10 protein-coding genes are annotated in these 17,373 nt (G+C 56.7%); 3 read left to right on the top strand and 7 right to left on the bottom strand.

Annotated elements, in window-relative coordinates; genetic code table 11:
* Positions 1-55: 55 nt before the first annotated feature.
* Positions 56-1,336, bottom strand: coding sequence for a HEPN domain-containing protein (locus AC1DXO_RS00155; RefSeq protein WP_476976047.1), 1,281 nt, complete (start codon positions 1,334-1,336; stop codon positions 56-58).
* A gap of 61 nt (positions 1,337-1,397) precedes the next feature.
* Positions 1,398-5,159, bottom strand: coding sequence for an SIR2 family NAD-dependent protein deacylase (locus AC1DXO_RS00150; protein WP_476976046.1), 3,762 nt, complete (start codon positions 5,157-5,159; stop codon positions 1,398-1,400).
* Positions 5,160-5,636: 477 nt separating this feature from the next.
* Here AC1DXO_RS00150 and AC1DXO_RS00145 point away from each other — a divergent pair, with 477 nt between their 5' ends.
* Positions 5,637-6,812: a Fic family protein gene (locus AC1DXO_RS00145; RefSeq protein ID WP_476976045.1), complete on the top strand. Its 1,176-nt coding sequence runs from the start codon at positions 5,637-5,639 to the stop codon at positions 6,810-6,812.
* Positions 6,813-6,901: 89 nt separating this feature from the next.
* On the opposite strand, the gene AC1DXO_RS00140 is transcribed toward AC1DXO_RS00145, so the two are convergent.
* Both AC1DXO_RS00140 and AC1DXO_RS00135 read right to left on the bottom strand, forming a co-directional pair.
* On the bottom strand, positions 6,902-7,210 hold the full coding sequence (locus AC1DXO_RS00140; RefSeq protein WP_476976044.1) for an immunity protein YezG family protein: 309 nt from the start codon (positions 7,208-7,210) through the stop codon (positions 6,902-6,904).
* A gap of 662 nt (positions 7,211-7,872) precedes the next feature.
* Positions 7,873-9,351, bottom strand: a complete 1,479-nt coding sequence (locus AC1DXO_RS00135) for a DHA2 family efflux MFS transporter permease subunit (protein ID WP_476976043.1) — start codon at positions 9,349-9,351, stop codon at positions 7,873-7,875.
* Positions 9,352-9,657: 306 nt separating this feature from the next.
* Here AC1DXO_RS00135 and AC1DXO_RS00130 point away from each other — a divergent pair, with 306 nt between their 5' ends.
* Positions 9,658-11,025 carry a glutamine synthetase family protein gene (locus AC1DXO_RS00130; RefSeq protein ID WP_476976042.1) on the top strand — a complete coding sequence of 456 codons (1,368 nt, stop codon included), beginning with the start codon at positions 9,658-9,660 and terminating at the stop codon, positions 11,023-11,025.
* Between the two features lie 2 nt (positions 11,026-11,027).
* Positions 11,028-12,899: a CocE/NonD family hydrolase gene (locus AC1DXO_RS00125; protein ID WP_476976041.1), complete on the top strand. Its 1,872-nt coding sequence runs from the start codon at positions 11,028-11,030 to the stop codon at positions 12,897-12,899.
* Positions 12,900-12,935: 36 nt separating this feature from the next.
* Here AC1DXO_RS00125 and AC1DXO_RS00120 read toward each other — a convergent pair whose 3' ends face one another.
* The 3 genes from AC1DXO_RS00120 to AC1DXO_RS00110 all read right to left on the bottom strand — a co-directional run bounded on the left by AC1DXO_RS00120 (position 12,936) and on the right by AC1DXO_RS00110 (position 17,236).
* Positions 12,936-13,505 carry a DUF3237 domain-containing protein gene (locus AC1DXO_RS00120; protein WP_476976040.1) on the bottom strand — a complete coding sequence of 190 codons (570 nt, stop codon included), beginning with the start codon at positions 13,503-13,505 and terminating at the stop codon, positions 12,936-12,938.
* A 178-nt stretch (positions 13,506-13,683) separates the two neighbouring features.
* Positions 13,684-15,933: a TonB-dependent receptor gene (locus AC1DXO_RS00115; protein WP_476976039.1), complete on the bottom strand. Its 2,250-nt coding sequence runs from the start codon at positions 15,931-15,933 to the stop codon at positions 13,684-13,686.
* Positions 15,934-15,964: 31 nt separating this feature from the next.
* Positions 15,965-17,236: a serine hydrolase domain-containing protein gene (locus AC1DXO_RS00110; RefSeq protein ID WP_476976038.1), complete on the bottom strand. Its 1,272-nt coding sequence runs from the start codon at positions 17,234-17,236 to the stop codon at positions 15,965-15,967.
* Between the last annotated feature and the right edge of the window lie 137 nt (positions 17,237-17,373).

The following is a 17,373-nucleotide window of genomic DNA, read 5'->3' as shown; positions in this document are numbered from 1 at the left end:
TGAGGAACGAGCGATGCTGGGCGAAGGGCACTCCGAACTGCGCGAGGGCGGAGCCCTAGTCTTTGATAACCGTTTCCAATTCAAACTGCCGGTCGTGACGTTGGCCGATGAAGCAGATGTATCTGCCGGAAAAGCCTATTTCAGCTAAAAGGATGCGAGTGACAATTTCTCTAACCAGAATGATAATAGCCCACTGGTCTGTCCCATTTGGGAATGTGCCCTGATGCACAATCTTATTTCGGAGACTGGCTAGCCCTCCGATAGTTGCGCGGTCTAGATCGCGCCGGGAAATCCCGAAATGAATGAAAACCGCTTCAATCTTGTCAGCCAGGGTCATCCTATTGATGTCGGAAAGCTGCCTAATAAGAGTCTCTCGGTCATTATCATTCAGACCTTCGGAGTTTTTTATAACGGCTTCCATAGCCTTCTTTATGGGTTTGAATTTCTTCGCAGGAACCGTACTTTTGTTTTTTTGCGGCAATAGATGTTGAATTATCGACTCCAAGGCGGTCATGCCAGTCAGAAAGCGGACTTCGTTGATAGTCGAGTCCACCTGAACCCAACCCAATGCTGTCCACAAAAGTTCTGGCAATGGCCCTTTTGAAAAATATCTATCCGTAAGTGCGGTGATGATCGGCGCATGATGAAGCGAATATTGAATGGCGAACTCGGATCGAAATGCCTCACCGGCGTAAAAGGTCGAAGTAAGTGTGTTACCTGCATAATAATCCAGACGAGGCGTCTGTAGTCGGCCACCGTGCGCAAAAGATAATCCGTGATGCATGTGGGTGAGAAAGGCGTCAGCTTTTTCGCTCCAGTTCGCTTCAACATTGGGCGTGTCTGCCGATATGGAGATGTTCCCGGACATATCGTCTATATCATTAACGTGGGTAGCGCCTCTGACACTCAGTTTTCCAAGCGGCGTGCTTATGACCGGATTGACGAACGATTTGAATGATCTAAACCAAAGTCGAAGAACAGGAGATGGCTGTGTCTCTTGTAGAGGAATAGTAAGCTCTGCTGCCCGCGTATCTATCTTGATAGAGTTACCTGACGAACCACTTCTCCATCCAACCAAATTTACCGTTTTGGACGTAATGACGAAGCCGTTTTCACTCTGGGCATATAGTGATATATCGGGTAAAGAACCGTCAGCACTAGAATTGTATTGTCGAATTTGAAAATAATCTGTGTCGCTTATAGGGTCGAACTCAAATACAAGTCGGCTATCTTGACCAGCGGATAGAAAAAAGCCGATAGCAATGCGCACACCGGCCACATCAACGTGCCCGGTGTAGTGAAGACGTTCAAGGACAGCTTTCTCAACGTTTTTCATATAGGCCCGGATGGGGATTCTCAGCAATTGGCACGATCAACCTCCCGGCGTCTTCATATCATTAGGCCTCGGCATCTACTAACTGGCTATCCGGATGGAGGGTGATTGCGTTTCTTACCTCTGGCAGTGGGTCGCTTGAGGCGGCTTCCAACCACGACTTGATAGCTGTGCTTTCGGAATGGCCAGATTTTTTCATTGCAAAGGCCAGCCGTACACAGGCCGCGCGGATAGAGGGAATGTCGAGATCAGTGTAGGCGACCTTTTGGTATGACGCCTCAGTAAGGAGAGCGCCAAGCCCGTAGATCACATTGGCTGCGATCGCCTCCTTTTGTATCTCGGAGCCTTCTTTGAATATCCAAATGGCAAGTTCTATGGCGCTACGTAGAATTGCCAAGCGTCGGGCAGCGATGGCGATTCCTATCTCTTTGACTAGGTCAAGCATCTTGGAAGCGTCGTTTTTATTTTTGTAGAGCCAGTAAAAGAGTCCCTGAACAGCCGCCCTAGTTATTACCTTTCGGTCCGATAGTAGTCCTATTAGGATTTGCTCGTTGAAATAAGATTCGTCAACAGCAAATGCTGTGAAAAGCTCCGAATATAGCTCGTATCCACGCGCGTCATGTTCAGTCTCAGAGTCTAGGTATTTTATTTTATTAAATACGATCGAATAATTATCGACATGAATTGCTCCTGTATTCATTAGATCCCGAATGGAACGTATAGATTCTATTTCTCTTCTGTCCTCTCTGCCATCAAGGAACGTTAAATTCTTGGACGAATACTTAATTAGCGACCACTCTTTGATTGCGTTTGAAATTAATTCGGAAATATTGAGATTTAAATCTATCCGTTTACCCTCCTCCCTAATATGCCCAAAAATTGGGGCAATAGCTTTTAGCTTTTCATATGGATTGCGATCTGGCCCAGTCAATATATTTGCCACAAAATCGAGTGACCTGCCTACGGCATCAACTCCGTCGGGATGAGGTAACGACGAGAAAGCGCTGATCACAAAAGTTGTTGCCGACGGAAATTTGTTCTCGCCTACATGCTTTTCAGTCCAGAGCGCTTCACCGAACTGTTTTGTCTCCGCATCAGTTAATATCTTCCATTTCCACAGCAAATACAAACGGTGTATTGCACCTTTTCTGGCACTTAAATCATCATCGATAGCTGATGAAAGCAATCCAGAGATAACAATTCTCCACTGATCTGAATGGGAAATCCCGGTTGGCTGAAAGTCGTCAGGTATATATTCGCTAGGTTCAACTGCCCACGCAAATTCCATGGAGCCGCTACCGCTGGGTAATGGAAGTGAAAAAATCGTTGGCATAATATCTTCTAAATCCTGATGATTTAGCGCTTCCATAGTACGAGATAATAGGTTGCTTAGAGAAGTTTTGAATTGATGTATTTGCCCTTGAACATTGCTATTTTTGTAATAAATTATAGACATACTGAGAATTTTAAAAAGGTCTTCGCTATTTAACCTTAATGCCACGCGTGAGAGCAACTCGAAACCATTTCGTACAATTGATTTCTGGTCGTCCTTACTGTCAAATGCATTCAGCGCCTCATCAATGCGCTCAAGGCATGCGTCCCGTAGCATCGAAACGAGTTCGAGAGGTAGCGTTGCGATTTGGGTGCGGTTGTAGATTTCTGAAATTTCGCTCTCGCTCATCGACTGTAATTGTCGGACAACGAGTTGAGCGGTAAGCCAGCATTCATCGTTTTTCAAGATAATAGCAGATACCGTAAGAGCCTCCTTAAATAGACTCATCCTGTTAGCCGAGCCAGGAACTCCTGTTTGCTCTGCCAAATGAACCATTTGAATTGCTGCCAGCCATTTTGCAGATGGGCCCTGAGCGAAATGATAGGTTTCCTGTTCTCGGTCGAGATCAAAGGTTCGCCGCGTCGTGACATCTGGTTGACGATCCTTGCCGCTTTCAAGCGAACGCTTAATTAGTTGGTATTCTCCCATGGCGTCGCATTCAACGATGGCAAGCTCCCGCCACCTCAATCTCGGCCTTGGCAAATCTTCGGAAAGCCTCGGAAGCGCTTCAAGCCAGTCATGGGTAAAGGCCAAACCAAAATAAAGTGCCCAAGACTCACGTGACAACGATGGTATGTCATCGGTATCGCGGTGGCGTGTTTTCCTAATTTGGACCAAGGCTTTTTCAAGAAGTTCGCAGGCTTGCTTTTGATCACCAAGTTCGCTGATTATGCCAGCTTTTCGGAGTGCCCACACCGGGTCATCCGCGCCAAGTCGCCATGCCGATACTAGTTGTAGAGCACCTTGAGTTTTTCCGCGTCCAAGACCTTGTAGAATTAATTCGTATGTTCTGATGTTATCAGCTTCGGGGTAGGAAATTGCACACAGTGCCAAACCAGCAATTGCTTCTTGGAATATTTCCTCTTCCCCATCATGCCTTGCGGTACGGGCGACATTTTCAAGTATTAAAATGCAGGCCTTGGCGAGTTCGTCTCTTGTTTTCCCTTCAGGAAGATCGTGCTCTGGGACGTCCATCCTTGCCAAGTCTACCGCTCGGATGGCATCCAGGCCGAACGCTGCAACGTCATTAAAAAGTGGCAGTAGGGCGCACTCCGAGCGCCACATACATTCATAAAGAACAAAAATTCGTTCAGGTACGTTGAGATGGGGTAAAAGTCTTTGAATATCAGAAGCCCAGTTGCGAATTTGCTGCCACAAATGCTCCCGCACATATTCGGGCGCAATTAGCCAACCAGGATAAACTTTACGATTATGTTCCCAAATGCCCGCTGCTTCTCGAAGTCTCGACAAATTTATTTCGAGATCATCATCGTGACCGGGTGTGAGCTCTTGCCAGGGGCTTTGGTTAAGCGATGGGTTGACGGGCAATGACGGACCGCCGTCGGGCGGCAAATTGGACGGTGGTCTTGGCCAATCTAGAATATTATACGGCCTCCCGGCCTCCAACGCTCGAATGAACCATTCGGTCGCATGGTGATGCTTTAAATGGTCCGGCCACGCGCTCGCCTCCGGCAGGTTTGCAATGTCAATTGGCATGACATTGCGCTCCTCAAGCATTCGGCGCCGGTGTACGGAAAGACTCAACCATCCGACTAAGTAAATTTTTGGCGCGGATGGTCCCAAATTATCTCGTACCCAGCCAGCCCAATTTAGAAAATTTGGATCGTCTCCTGAAAATCCCACCAAGCAGAAGATGGTTTCCATCATCGACTGTTGTACCAGGTTTACGAAAGGAGCGAATTTCACTGGATACGTGCGATAATCATCTTCAGTAAATATAAAAGGCTCATAGGATGGGAACGTGCCATGTAACTTCACAATTCTTGGACGCATCGTGAATGGAACTTCTTCGAGCGTTCTTACAACATCGTAACTGCGTTCAATTACATCAACGCAAGCCCTCTCCAGGAGTGTGTCCCAATTTGTTGTGAAAACATCCGCCCACGGCAGGCGTAGCAAGCGCTTATGCAAATCGCCCGGTAGGTAATCCATATCGGGCACAAGATTTTTAATCGCATAATTTAGGGAGCTTGCACCAAAGGCAGACCTATATTCCTGTGCCATGCGGAGAAAGCCACTGGTAGCTGAGGCTTCCCTCATCGCGTGTTCGCGTAGTTCGGCATTTGTTGGATAAAGAGGATCACAAAGGGCGGCTGCCATTTGCGACCAATCGGGCATTGGTCTCGCGGAGTGGTTGGTGGGCTCTGCATTACGGCTAAAGCCAGCCCCAACCATGATGGATGCGCTACCAAGCGCCTTGTGCCGAAAAAGTGCTTCTCGAATATGAAGCACGTTGGAAATATCAGGAAACATCGGGGGCTTTTCCAAGTACGATTTTGCGACACTCATGGACTCACTATATAGTGGTCAGTGTCGGTGTTACAAATTTTACGCGCGCTTTTGATATCGAAGCCCTTATCGCGCCAATTGTAGCCGGTCGAGTTCAACGCCGAAACGCTGACGGCATTAAATCGAATTTCGGTGACGCCAATCTTGGTTTCCTACACTCCGAAAAGCACCGATGAATCACAAATCAACGCCACTTTCGCTCAATCCATCCGATAGAATTGGGATTTTCGGTGACGCCATATGCGCAACTCGCAGAAATGATCGTGCATTTCATAACGCCATGTCCCGAAGCTTAGCGGGAAAATTAACCGGCACACCAACCGGCAAAAATATAAGCAATTAGAAATACTAATTCACATTATCATATTGATTTATATAAGCTAAAAATACATAGACTATCGGCACATGAACCGGCATAATATCCGGATGGATATATCTTATATGGAACCGATGGTTCCGGAAGAAGCGGTACGGGAACTGGACGACCACGCCTTGGAGCTGGTGGGCGAAGCGCGTGAGCTTGCAGGTCGTGTTCATAATCCGATATTGCGCGAATCCATGGGTGACCTGGTCCGCTCTATGAACTGCTATTACTCCAACCTGATCGAAGGCCATGACACTCACCCGCGCGACATCGATCGGGCACTGACAAATGATTTTGCAATAGAGCCGGAGCGCCGCAACCTTCAGCTCGAAGCGGTGGCCCACATCCATGTCCAAAAACTGATCGACACCGACAGCGATCCAGACGCCTGGCCGGCGTCCAATGCGTATGCCACATGGTTACACCGCGAATTCTGCTCACGCCTGCCTGAAGACATGCTGTGGGTGACCAATGTCGACACCCATGAACGGGTGCGCGTCATCCCCGGAGAATGGCGCAAAGGCGACGTCGTCGTCGGGCGCCACGTACCTCCGGATCCTGACGATCTCCCGCGGTTTCTTGCCCGTTTCGATCAGGCCTATGGAAATCCCCCTCTTTCGAGAAGCCGGCAAATTCAAACCGTGGGCGCAGCTCACCATCGCTTCTTGTGGATCCATCCGTTCCTCGACGGCAATGGACGCGTCGCCCGCCTGATGTCGCACGCCCTTCTCAAGCGCCTGGGCGTAGGTACGAGCCTCTGGTCGGTCGCCCGCGGCCTTGCCCGCAATGTCGATACCTATAAGAAACTTCTGTCTTACGCCGACGGGCCCCGACAAGGCGATCGCGACGGTCGGGGCAACCTGACCCAGCGTGGCCTTCTGGATTTTTGTAAATTCTTCCTCGACACCAGTCTCGACCAGGTCCGGTTCATGAGCGGCCTTCTCGAACCCGGCACCCTGCTCACCCGAATGGAAATCTATGTCGAAGAAGAAGTTCGCGCCAGGCGCCTCCAGCGTGGCAGTTTTCAGATACTGCGCGAGGCTGTTCTGGCTGGCGAGGTCGAGCGCTCGAAAATTCCGTCCCTTACAGGCTACGAGGAACGGAATGCCCGAAATGTGACGTCGGTACTCGTAGATCGCGGCATGCTGTCCGCCGCATCGCACCGTGCGCCTCTGCGCCTCGCCTTTCCGCCGGACGCAGTGGAGCGTTGGTTCCCAAACCTTTATCCCGCCAACGCAGGATCTGGATCATGAGATGGCGTGTCCGTGATGCGCGACCTCGAAGTAAGAAGTAATGCCGCCGCTTTTTTCTTTCCAGATGGTCGTTCGGAGGCTCGTCGAATTTATTCTTTATAATCAAACTCAATCCCAAAACTACCCGATCGTTCCAATGTAAATCTAGCGGTGTCCCACGCGTGACTGGACGATTTCATTAGAGTGCGTAATTCTTTAAACGCCTTATAAACTTCATATTGTTCAAAATTTTCGGGAAAAAACCAATTTTTGTTGCCCGCTGAATCTAGATAATCATACCCGGTTTCGCCATTGTCATCTTGTATTGATGCGCTGACGATGATTGTCTGCCAATCGGCAGGTGCAGTTCTATTAACAACCTCAGCAATCGCCATATAGATTTGTTGATCTGTTCTCATCACTGAATTTTCCCACCTGGTACATTATCAAAACATTATCAAAAAATTTCAACAGAAGTAAAGTCAACAGAAGTAAAGGGAATTTCGGCGACGCCATATGAATTGCAGAATTTAAGGGATTGCACCCTCGGAGCTCCAATGCGCCAGAGGTAATGGCATGGCACCCTGTCCTCCGGTCAATCCAGTCGGTTATTCTGGATAAGCCGATCGTTGTCATCCGGCCCGGCCAGTTGCCTCCAAAAGCTTCGCCGACGTTTCCCTACTGTGATTGCTGAAGCTTATATTTCCATGGTCGTGAATGCAGTTTCGACGGTGGAATGCCCCTCACCCGGCCCTTCGGGCCACCCTCTCCCCGCAGGCGGGAAGAGGTGGATTTCAGGGTGTTCGTGCACCATGTGCGATAGCCGGAATAGCTGAACACGTAGATCAGGACGCCGTCTTCTGCCTTCAAGCGCTACCGCTCGTCGATAACCTCGATCCCGTCTGGCCGCGTGTTTCCGACGAGAGCCACGCCTCAATTCTGTTTCCAGCGCGGCCAAGGGGCTGTCCGGAAACAAGGTCTCGATAAATCCGAACTGCGTCATGTCCTGAATGCCCTGTGGACAGGTCCATCCTCCTAGAGATGCACGCCCTCAGGCGTCAGTTCCAGTACGCAATCCGACTTAATGGCTTGTTGGCGCGCCAGGCAAGGGACCGTCTGGTTTTTTAATGAAAAACGCAGCGACGACCGCGCCAAGGGAGATAATGGCGCCGCACAGGAAGGCGGCTTTTATGCCGCCGGTCGTCATCGCGTGCAGGTCGGCTCCGGCGGCGGCAAGGCCTGCGCTTCGCAGGGTCATGATGGCAACAAATAGGGCCACACCCGCAGCGCCGGCCACCTGTTGCGTGGCGCCGAGCATGGCGCTGCCGTGCGAATACAGGTTCGGTGGCAGTGCCCCGAGGCTGACTGTAAATAGCGGCGTGAACATCATGGCGAGGCCGACGCTCAAAGTAAGATGGGCAATTAGCAACAGCCAGAACGGCGTGTCCTGTTGGATGAAGGTCAGCCCCCACAGGGCGAGGCTGAGCAGAATGGCGCCGGGGATAACCAGCAGCACAGGACCATGCTTGTCAAACAACCTGCCAACGGTCGGCGCGCATAACCCCATGATCAGACCGCCCGGCAACAGCAGAAGTCCGGTCTGCAAGGTCGTGAGGCCCAGGACATTCTGGAGATAGATCGGCAGGAGGATAAAGGCACCGAACATCGACATCATCAGGATCGCCATCATCGCCATGGCGATGGTGAAGCGGCTGTAGGTCAATGTGCGCATGTCGAGCAAGGCGCGGTTCTCTTTCTGCAGAAATAGCTGCCGAACGATAAAGACCGCGATGACGGCGGCACCCACGAGTAACGGAATCCAGGGCGATATGACCGACGGATGCAGCGCCATTTCCCCCAGGCCGCTCAGGCCATAGACGAAGCTTCCGAAGCCAATGGCCGACAGGAAAACCGAGACAATATCGATCGGCGCCTTGTTCGGAACGGAGACATTCTTGATCCGCACCGCGCCTAAGACCAAGGCACCCAGGGCAATCGGCAGAACGAGCAGGAACATCCATCGCCAATCCAGAACCGAAAGGATCAGTCCGGAAAGGGTCGGACCCAGGGCCGGGGCTACCGAGATAACGATGGAAATATCACCCATGGTCTTGCCGCGCGATTCCGGCGCGACAAGGGTCATGATCGTCGTCATCAGCAGCGGCATCATGATGGCTGTACCCGACGCCTGCACAATACGTCCCAGGACAAGGACAATAAAGCCCGGCGCCAGGGCCGAGATCAAGGTGCCCAGGCAGAACAGCGACATGGCCAGAATGAAAACAGGCCGGGTATTGAGGCGTTGCAGCAGAAAACCCGTGATGGGGATCACCACGGCCATGGTGAGCATAAAGGCGGTCGATAGCCATTGTGCCGCGCTGGCCGTGATGCCGAGATCTTTCATCAGGTGTGGCAGAGCCACAATCATCAAGGTTTCGTTCAGGATCACCACAAAGGTTGAGATCAGCAGCAAGCCGATCACAAGCTTGTTGCGTTCACCGTGGTCTTCAGCGATCGCGCCGGGCTCAGGATCCAATGGAATTGGCGTTTCAGTAGTCATGAGATGTCGCGCCGTTCTCGTTCACGTGGGGCCTGGGTAGGCCTTAGGAAGCCGTCGTGCCAAAAGGCGGCAGTTACCGCAAGCGTTCAATTCAGGCAGATCGGAATTCCGGTAGCGCCGCTGTTCGGTCATAGGTCGATATCAATGCCGACGAGCGGGCGATCTACAACTCAACGCCCCTTGGCGTGCGGTGTGACGCAGCCGTACGCCTTCCCGCGGCACCTGCACCGATCATAGTGCGGCCACGCCGGCTACATATCCCGTTTGGTATATGACATAACAATTCCTGCGGCGCAGGGTGAGGGCATGACCCTCATCACGCCACCCGAAGCGACGCCTGCGACCTTTCACGACTGGATCGCCCACCACCGCATCACCGAGATCGAGTGCCTGGTGCCCGACATGAACGGCGTCATCCGCGGCAAGGTCCTGCCGGCGGCCAAGTTCGTCAAGTCGGAGGCCGAAGGCTCGCTGCGCATGCCGTCCAGCGTGTTTTCGGTCGACATCACCGGCGCCTATGCCGGCGACGGCGACGAAGCCTATGCCGACCGTGACCTGATCCTGTTCCCCGATGTGACGACCCTCCATATCGCGCCGGGCTACAAAAGCGCCACGGCCTTTGTCTTCGCCGATACGCGCAAGCCCGACGGCACACCGTGGCCGGCCTCGCCGCGTCATATCCTGAAGGAGGTCCTGGCCCTCTACACGGCGCGCGGCTGGACACCGGTCATAGCGCCCGAGCTGGAATTCTACCTCACCGCCATCAATACCGACCCGGACCTGCCCCTGACCCCGCCCGTCGGCCGGTCGGGCCGAGCCGAGACGGCGCCCCAGCCCTACGGCCTGGAATCGATCACCGAATACGAGGACCTGGTCGAGACCATCTATGAGCACGCCGACATCGCCGCCCTGCACCTGGACACCATGATCCACGAGTCGGGCGCCGGCCAGTTGGAGATCAATTTCCACCACGGCGACCCGTTGCAACTGGCCGACCAGGTCATCGTCTTCAAGCGCCTGGTCCGCCAGGCCGCCCTGGCGCACGGCGTCTATGCCACCTTCATGGCCAAGCCGATGGCCGAACAGCCAGGTTCGGCCATGCACCTGCATATCTCGGTCGTCGATCGCGACGGCGGCAACCTGTTTACCACCGCCGACGGCACGGATTCGGACCTGTTTCGTCACTTTATCGGTGGGTTGCAGACCTTCCTGCCCGAAATCGCGCCCCTGTTCGCCCCGACGGTCAATTCGTTCCGTCGCATGCGCCCCAGCCATTCAGCGCCGATCAATGTCCAGTGGGGGCGCGACAACCGCTCGTGCGGCCTGCGTGTGCCGACGGCCGATGCGCAAAACCGGCGGATCGAAAACCGCCTGCCCGGCGCCGACGCCAATCCCTATCTCGCCATGGCGGCGTCGCTGCTGGCCGAATTCCTCGGTATCGAGGCCGCCATCGCCCCGGCCGAAGAGGTCCTGGGGAATGCCTATGTCCACCCGCGCACCCTGCCCAAGACGCTGGAAGAAGCGCTGGAACGCCTCACCGCGTGCGCGCCCGTGCGGCGCTATCTCGGCGACGCTTTTATCGACGCCTTTCTCGCCATCAAACAATCCGAACTCGATCACTTCCAGGGCGTCATCAGCTCGTGGGAACGCGATCACCTGCTGCTCAAGGCATGAATATGAAAAAACACACCCTCGCCCTGATCACCTGCCTGGCCGCATGTCCGGCCGTCACAGTCCATGCCCAGGACGCCTCCTTCGACGCCCAGACCCCCGACATGTTCCGCAGCGCTCCCGATGCCCCGGTCATGGCGCCGTTCTGGGCGAAGCGCATCACCGGCTATCTGACGACGCGCGACGGGGTGAAGCTGCGCTACAGCGCCCTGCTGCCGGCCGGCAAGTGGCCGTTCCCGGTCATCGTCAACTACAGCGGCTATGACCCGGGCAGCATCGGCGGGCGATCCTACCGGCAAAACGACTCGTCGATGTCGACCACCTTGGACCGGTCGCTGATCGCCCATGGCTATGCCGTGGTCGGGGTCAATGCGCGCGGCACGGCTTGCTCCGAAGGCGTGTTCGATTTTCTCGGGCCCGACTATGGCCGCGACGGCCGCGACGCCATCGAATTTATCGCGGCCCAGCCGTGGTCCAACGGCGCGGTCGGCATGGGCAACTGGTCGTGGGCAGGGATGTCGCAACTGGCCACCGCGTCGGAACGCCCGCCGCACCTGAAGGCCATAGCGCCAGGCATGGTGCTGGGCGATCCGCGCCTCGACAGCTGGGCGCCGGGCGGCGTGCCGGCGCCACTGTTCGTCTCCAACTGGTGGCAATATCTGCACAGCCGCTGGGAGGCCGCCCGCGACAGCGCCGCAGCCGAAGGCGACCAGGCGTGTGTCGACCAGGTCGCGGCCAACAAGCTCAGCGCCGAACCCCACGCCCTGTCGAGCTTCCTGATACGCCATCCATTGCGTGACGACGCCATTGCCGAACGCACCCTGGCCGACCGGACGCACAATATCACCGTGCCGGTCCTGTCGATGGAATCCTTCCAGGACGAGGCGGTGACCTCGCGCGGCGGCTATTATCAGGACACGCTCGACCCGGCGAAACTGTGGCTGATCCAGACCAATGGCGGCCACGACCTGTACGACTCGGCCGTTTTCCAGGAGACCCTGATCGCCTTCTACGATCGCTTCGTGAAGGGCGAGGCCAATGGTTTCGACAGCCGCCCCCACGTCCAGGTGTGGATGGAAACGACGTCGTCGGACACGCCAGGCCGGCTGAATATCGACGCCAAACCGGGCTTCGTTATCGAGCGCGCGGCCTATTCGGTAGGCGTGACGCCCTATGTGCTGAACCTGGACGCCGGTGGCGCCCTGACCGCCGGCGCCGACGACGGCGACGGCAAACCCGACGCCTATCAGTATCCGCGGCCCGGTGTGGCGGTCGATACCGACGAGGCCGACACCGGCGAGGATGCCTGGTCGCCGCTCGACGCCGACTGGCGCAGCGGCACGGCTGTCTATACCAGCTCAGCCCTTGATCGCACCCTGGTGACCTACGGTTCGGCCAGCGCCGACCTGTGGATTTCCGCCACCACCTCGGACACCGATCTGCAGGTCACCCTGACCGAGGTCCGGCCGGACGGCCAGGAAATGTTCGTCCAGCGCGGCTGGCTGCGCCTGTCCGACCGGGCACAGGACGACGGCCGCGCGACGATCGTCCGCCCGTTTCCACTCGATCGGCCTGAAACCATGGTGGCGATGACACCGGGTGTGCCCGTTCTGGGCCGGGTCGAGCTGAACAAGTTCGCCCATAGCTTCCGGACCGGTTCGCGCATCCGTATATGGATCGACACACCCAGCCGCTGGGGCGGTTACGGCTTTACGCCGACCTCGGCACCATCTACCAACCGCGTATGGCATGATAAGGACCATCCATCGCGGCTGGTCTTGGGTGAGTTGGTGGGGATTGAGATGCCTATGACAGCGCCGGTGTGCGGGACGGTGTTGAAACAGCCGTGCCGCATTGATCCGCTGGCGGGGGAGTAGAGGGGAAGGGCGGGCTTTAGGGCGCGCTTTGCGCGCTCAATCCACCCGGTAAACCTGGATCAGCCGGTCGTTCTCGCCTGGGCCAGCCAATTGCATCTCCTTCGGCACCTCGACCAGGGTCGACAGGAAGATCGCCTTGTTCAGCCAGTCGTATTTCCCGACCGGGGCGATGAATTCCGGCACCAGGCGGAAGCGGTACGGCTGCTCGGCCGTCGGGGTGTAGACCAGGCCGCGGTTGTGGATGATGATCTGGACGCCGTCGTCGGTCTTCAGGCGGTACAGGGCGTCGATGACCTCGATCCCATCCGGACGCGTCACCGGGAAATCGCCGCCGCCGGGAATGACCGTGCCGCGAATGCCCAGACCTTCGAAGCGACCACCGACGATCGGCCAAATTTCGGTGCGCTGGCCGTCCTTGCTGGCGGGGCCTCCGCCAACCTTTTCGGGATCGGTGCAGGTGACGACCAGATTCATCACCAGGGTCAGTTTAGGGCCCTCAATAGGGATGAGTTCCGCGGCATGGGCGGCTGTGCCGGTCGCAGCGGCCAGGAGGGTAACAGCGCAGCCGCTGAGGAAGTGCCGCCGGGCGTGAAGTATGTCGGTCATGGTAACCTCATGAGAAGAAGAAAGCGCTTCGCGCCACGGCACGGGCCGCCACCCTCCCCATAAATGGGGTGGGCAAAGACATCTCAGATCGCTGCCGTTATAGTTCCGGCGCTTGAGTTGAAAAAACAGAGGTTCACGCGACGTGGGAGCCGTCGCGTGAACCTCTGCGGACAGCAGGTCAGTAGGATACCCTGAGTTTTACACCGACCTGCCGGGGTGCACCGTAAAAGGCGTTGTCGACATACTGGCCCGTGACATAGCTCTTGTCGGCCAGGTTGGTGGCGTAGAGGTCCACGCTGAACTTGTCGCGGTGATAGGTGACCAGGGCGTTCCACAAACCATAGGCGTCGATACGATCGGTCGCTGGGTCATAGGCGATATAGGTCCACTGCTTGCCGACATAGGCGTAGTTCAGCCGTGGCGTCAGGATCGCATCGCCGATATGGAAGGCGTATTCCACACCCAGATTGAACGACAGCTCGGGCGAATAGAGGTTGGGCTGGCCCGAAGTCGTCAGCATGAAGCCGGCATAGTTGTTACAGAAATTCGGCGTATCCGGAACGCCCGGCGGGCATTGCGGCGCGGTCGAGGCGCCGGGATGGGCGCGGGCAAAAGCGCGCAGGTTGATAAAGGTCACGCTGCCCATTTCGGAACTGACCAGGGACAGGCCACCGTCGACGCGCAGGTCGCCGAAGCGGCCCTGGACGCTGGCCTCCACACCCATGATCGTCGCGTCGGAAATATTGCCGGGATTGGCCACACCCGTCGCCGGATTGACCAGGTTGTACTGGAAATCCTTGTAATCGTAATAGAAGGCGCCGATCTGGGTATTGACGCGACGGTCGGCGAAGCTCGATTTCCAGCCGATTTCGTAATCCGTCACCGTTTCGGGACGGAAGGTGTCAACCGGCGACGAGAAGCCGCCCGACTTGTAGCCGCGCGCCACAAAACCGTAGACCAGGTTGTTGGCGTCCGGCGTCCAGTTCAGCGAGATCTTGCCGGTCGGCCGCTGGTCCTTCTCCGTGCCGGCCACGCTGGCGACCGGGACGCCGTCGGGCGGAAAGCCCGGAATGCCGGCGCCGATAACCACATTGCCGGCGCCCTCGGCCTCATAGGTCGAGTTGCGCACACCGACATCCAGCGCCAGGGTCGGGGTGATCTTGTAGGTCGCCTGGGCAAAGACACCGGTCGTCTTCTTGAGCGTCAGGCTGTCGATCTCGGTCGGGAAACCGTCGGACAGGAACAGGTAGTCGCTGTTGATCTTGTTGCGCTGGTAATAGGCGCCGATGACCCAGCTGAACCGGCCCGTCGTCGGCGAGATCAGGTTGACTTCCTGGGTCCAGATCTGTTCGCGGGCGTAGTTATGCTCAATGGCAACGGGCAGGTATGAGGTGTAGCGCGCAGCATTGGTCGCGTCGTAGTCGTCGGTGGCGTTGAACGCCTTGTCCTGATAGCCCGACATCGAGCGCAGGGTGATGCCGTTGTCGAACTGGTATTTGAGCTCCAGCGTGTCCTGCGCCGCCTTTTGATTGTTAAACACCGCCTGGTCGAAATCGACCGTGCGATCGGCCGGGCGGTAGGCGCCATAGGGCTGGCTGGCCAGGGGCGTGAAAGCGAAGCCGCCGTTCTGCAGCCGGTCGGTCTCGACCTTGAACAGGGCCTGGAAGGCGTCGGTCGGCTTCCACAATACGCCCAGGCGGGCGCCCTGCTCGTCCAGCCGGCCGACCTGGTTATGGTTCGGCCCGATATCTTCAAAGAAGGCGTCGTGCTGACGCGAATTGACCGCCAGGCGAACCGCCACGGTGTCGGTCAGGGGCAGGTTGACCGCACCTTCCAGACCCTTGAAATCGTAATTGCCAAGCGAGGCTTCGAGATAGCCTTCCTGCTTGCCCAGCTTGGGGCTCTGGCTGTTGATGAAGATCGCGCCACCGGTCGAGTTCGAGCCGACGAAGGTCCCCTGCGGCCCGCGCAGGACCTCGACCGAGCCGATGTCATAGAAGCTGTTGGTCGAGACGATCGGCGGCTGGAACACGCCGTCGACATAGGTGGCGACGCCATTGACCACGTTCGGCGTATTGGCCGACAGACCGACGCCGCGGATATTGACGTTCTGCGTAAAGCCCGAGTCGGTGAAGGACAGCGACGGCACGGCATATTGCAGGTCGCTGGCCCGCGACACGCCCTTGCCTTCCAGGGCGCCGCCGGTCAGGACGACCGCCGAGACGGCCACCTTCTGCAGGTTTTCGCGCCGCTTTTGCGAGATGATGACGACAATCTCTTCATCGCCCTTGGCCGGCGCCGCTTCCGGCTGAGTCTGGGACTGGTTTTGCGCCCAGGCCCCGCCGGCGCCGGTTGTGGCCAACAGCGCCAGAACCGATACACAGCCTGCAAATCGTCTTGTCCTGGCCTTGCTCATTATATTGCTCATTCCTTTTGCCCCTGGTGAGATGGTTTTGTTTTTATTGTGCTTTCCACGCCGAAGCTGCGGCCATGAAGGCCAGGGCTTCGCCGTAGACGTCCTGGTTGTCCGGCGGGAAATAGCTAAGCTTGACGACGACGGTGTGGCTGTCCGGGTCGACATAGATGAACTGGCCCTGCAGGCCAACCGCGTAGTAGGCGTTGGATTGCGGCACGGTCCACCACTGGTAGCCATAGCCTCCAATTTCGGTTTCAGGCGTCGCCGGCTGGGTCGATTCCTTCACCCAGGCTTCGCTCAGGATGCGCCGGCCATCGGCCATGCCGCCGTTCAGCATCATCTGGCCGAGTCGACCGTAATCGCGCAAGGTGGCGTTATAGCCGGCGCCGGTGAATTCGCGACCGACACCGGGCTCACCGTCGAGAATGTAATAGCCGTCGGCCTCGGCACCCAGCGGTTCCCAGACGCGATTGGCCAGATAGGCCGAGGCGTTCATGCCGCTGACCCGTTCGACCAGCCAGCCAAGCACCGCAGTGTCGAGGGTCTTGTATTCGAACAGCGTGCCGGGTGTGGCCTTCGACTTCACCGTACGCGCCGCGTCGGCGAAACGGGTGACGTTTTCGACCAGGCTGCTCTCGTGATTGCGCGCCGCCGCCCCGGGATTGGCGAAGTCGTAGCGCTCTTCGTAATCGGCGCCGGAGCGCATCTCCAGCACCTGACGCACCGTGGCGTCCTTGTAACCGCCGCTTTTCAGTTCCGGCAGATAGGTGACAATCTTGTCGTCGAGCGAATGGATGCGGCCCTCTTCCAGCGCCTTGCCGATCAGGATCGAGGTGATCGACTTGGCCATCGACCACGACATGAAGCGCGTCTGCGGCCCTGTGCCGTTGCGATAGATCTCGCTGACGATCCGCCCGTCCCTGATGACCAGCAGGGCATTGGTGTAGGTCCGTTCGAGGAACTGGTCTGACGTGTGGGTCTGGCCGGCGAAGCTGTAGCTGAGCTGCAACGGCGCGGTGGATTGCGGCAATTGCCACACCGGGCCCGACCGTCCCACCGTCCGCGTGGTGAATATCTGGTCCATGGAATGAAAGGTCAGGGTCGAGACGTCGCTGTCCAGCATATGACGGCGCAGTTCCTGGATCGCCACCGGCACCGTGCTGGTATTGCCCATGGTCGCAGCCGGCGCCGCCGCACTGTCACCCTTGCCGCCGGGGTAGGCGGTGTCCTGGTCCTGGGCCTGGACGGCGGGGCTTAGGCAACACAGGGCCAGGCAAAGCGCGGTGGTCGATCGGACGAGGTTGGGCATGGGCATGGAAGAGATGTTCCGGGAATGACGAATTGCCCCCACGCTAAGGGTTGCCCGCAATCGCCACATATCCCGTTTGGTATATCCGCCGCGCTCGCACGGCGCTTTATGGCCATCCGGGCAAAATAGGTATGTGTTGTAAC

Source organism: Asticcacaulis sp. P2_C5 (assembly GCF_056404555.1).
This window is presented reverse-complemented; position numbering and strand designations above follow the sequence as displayed.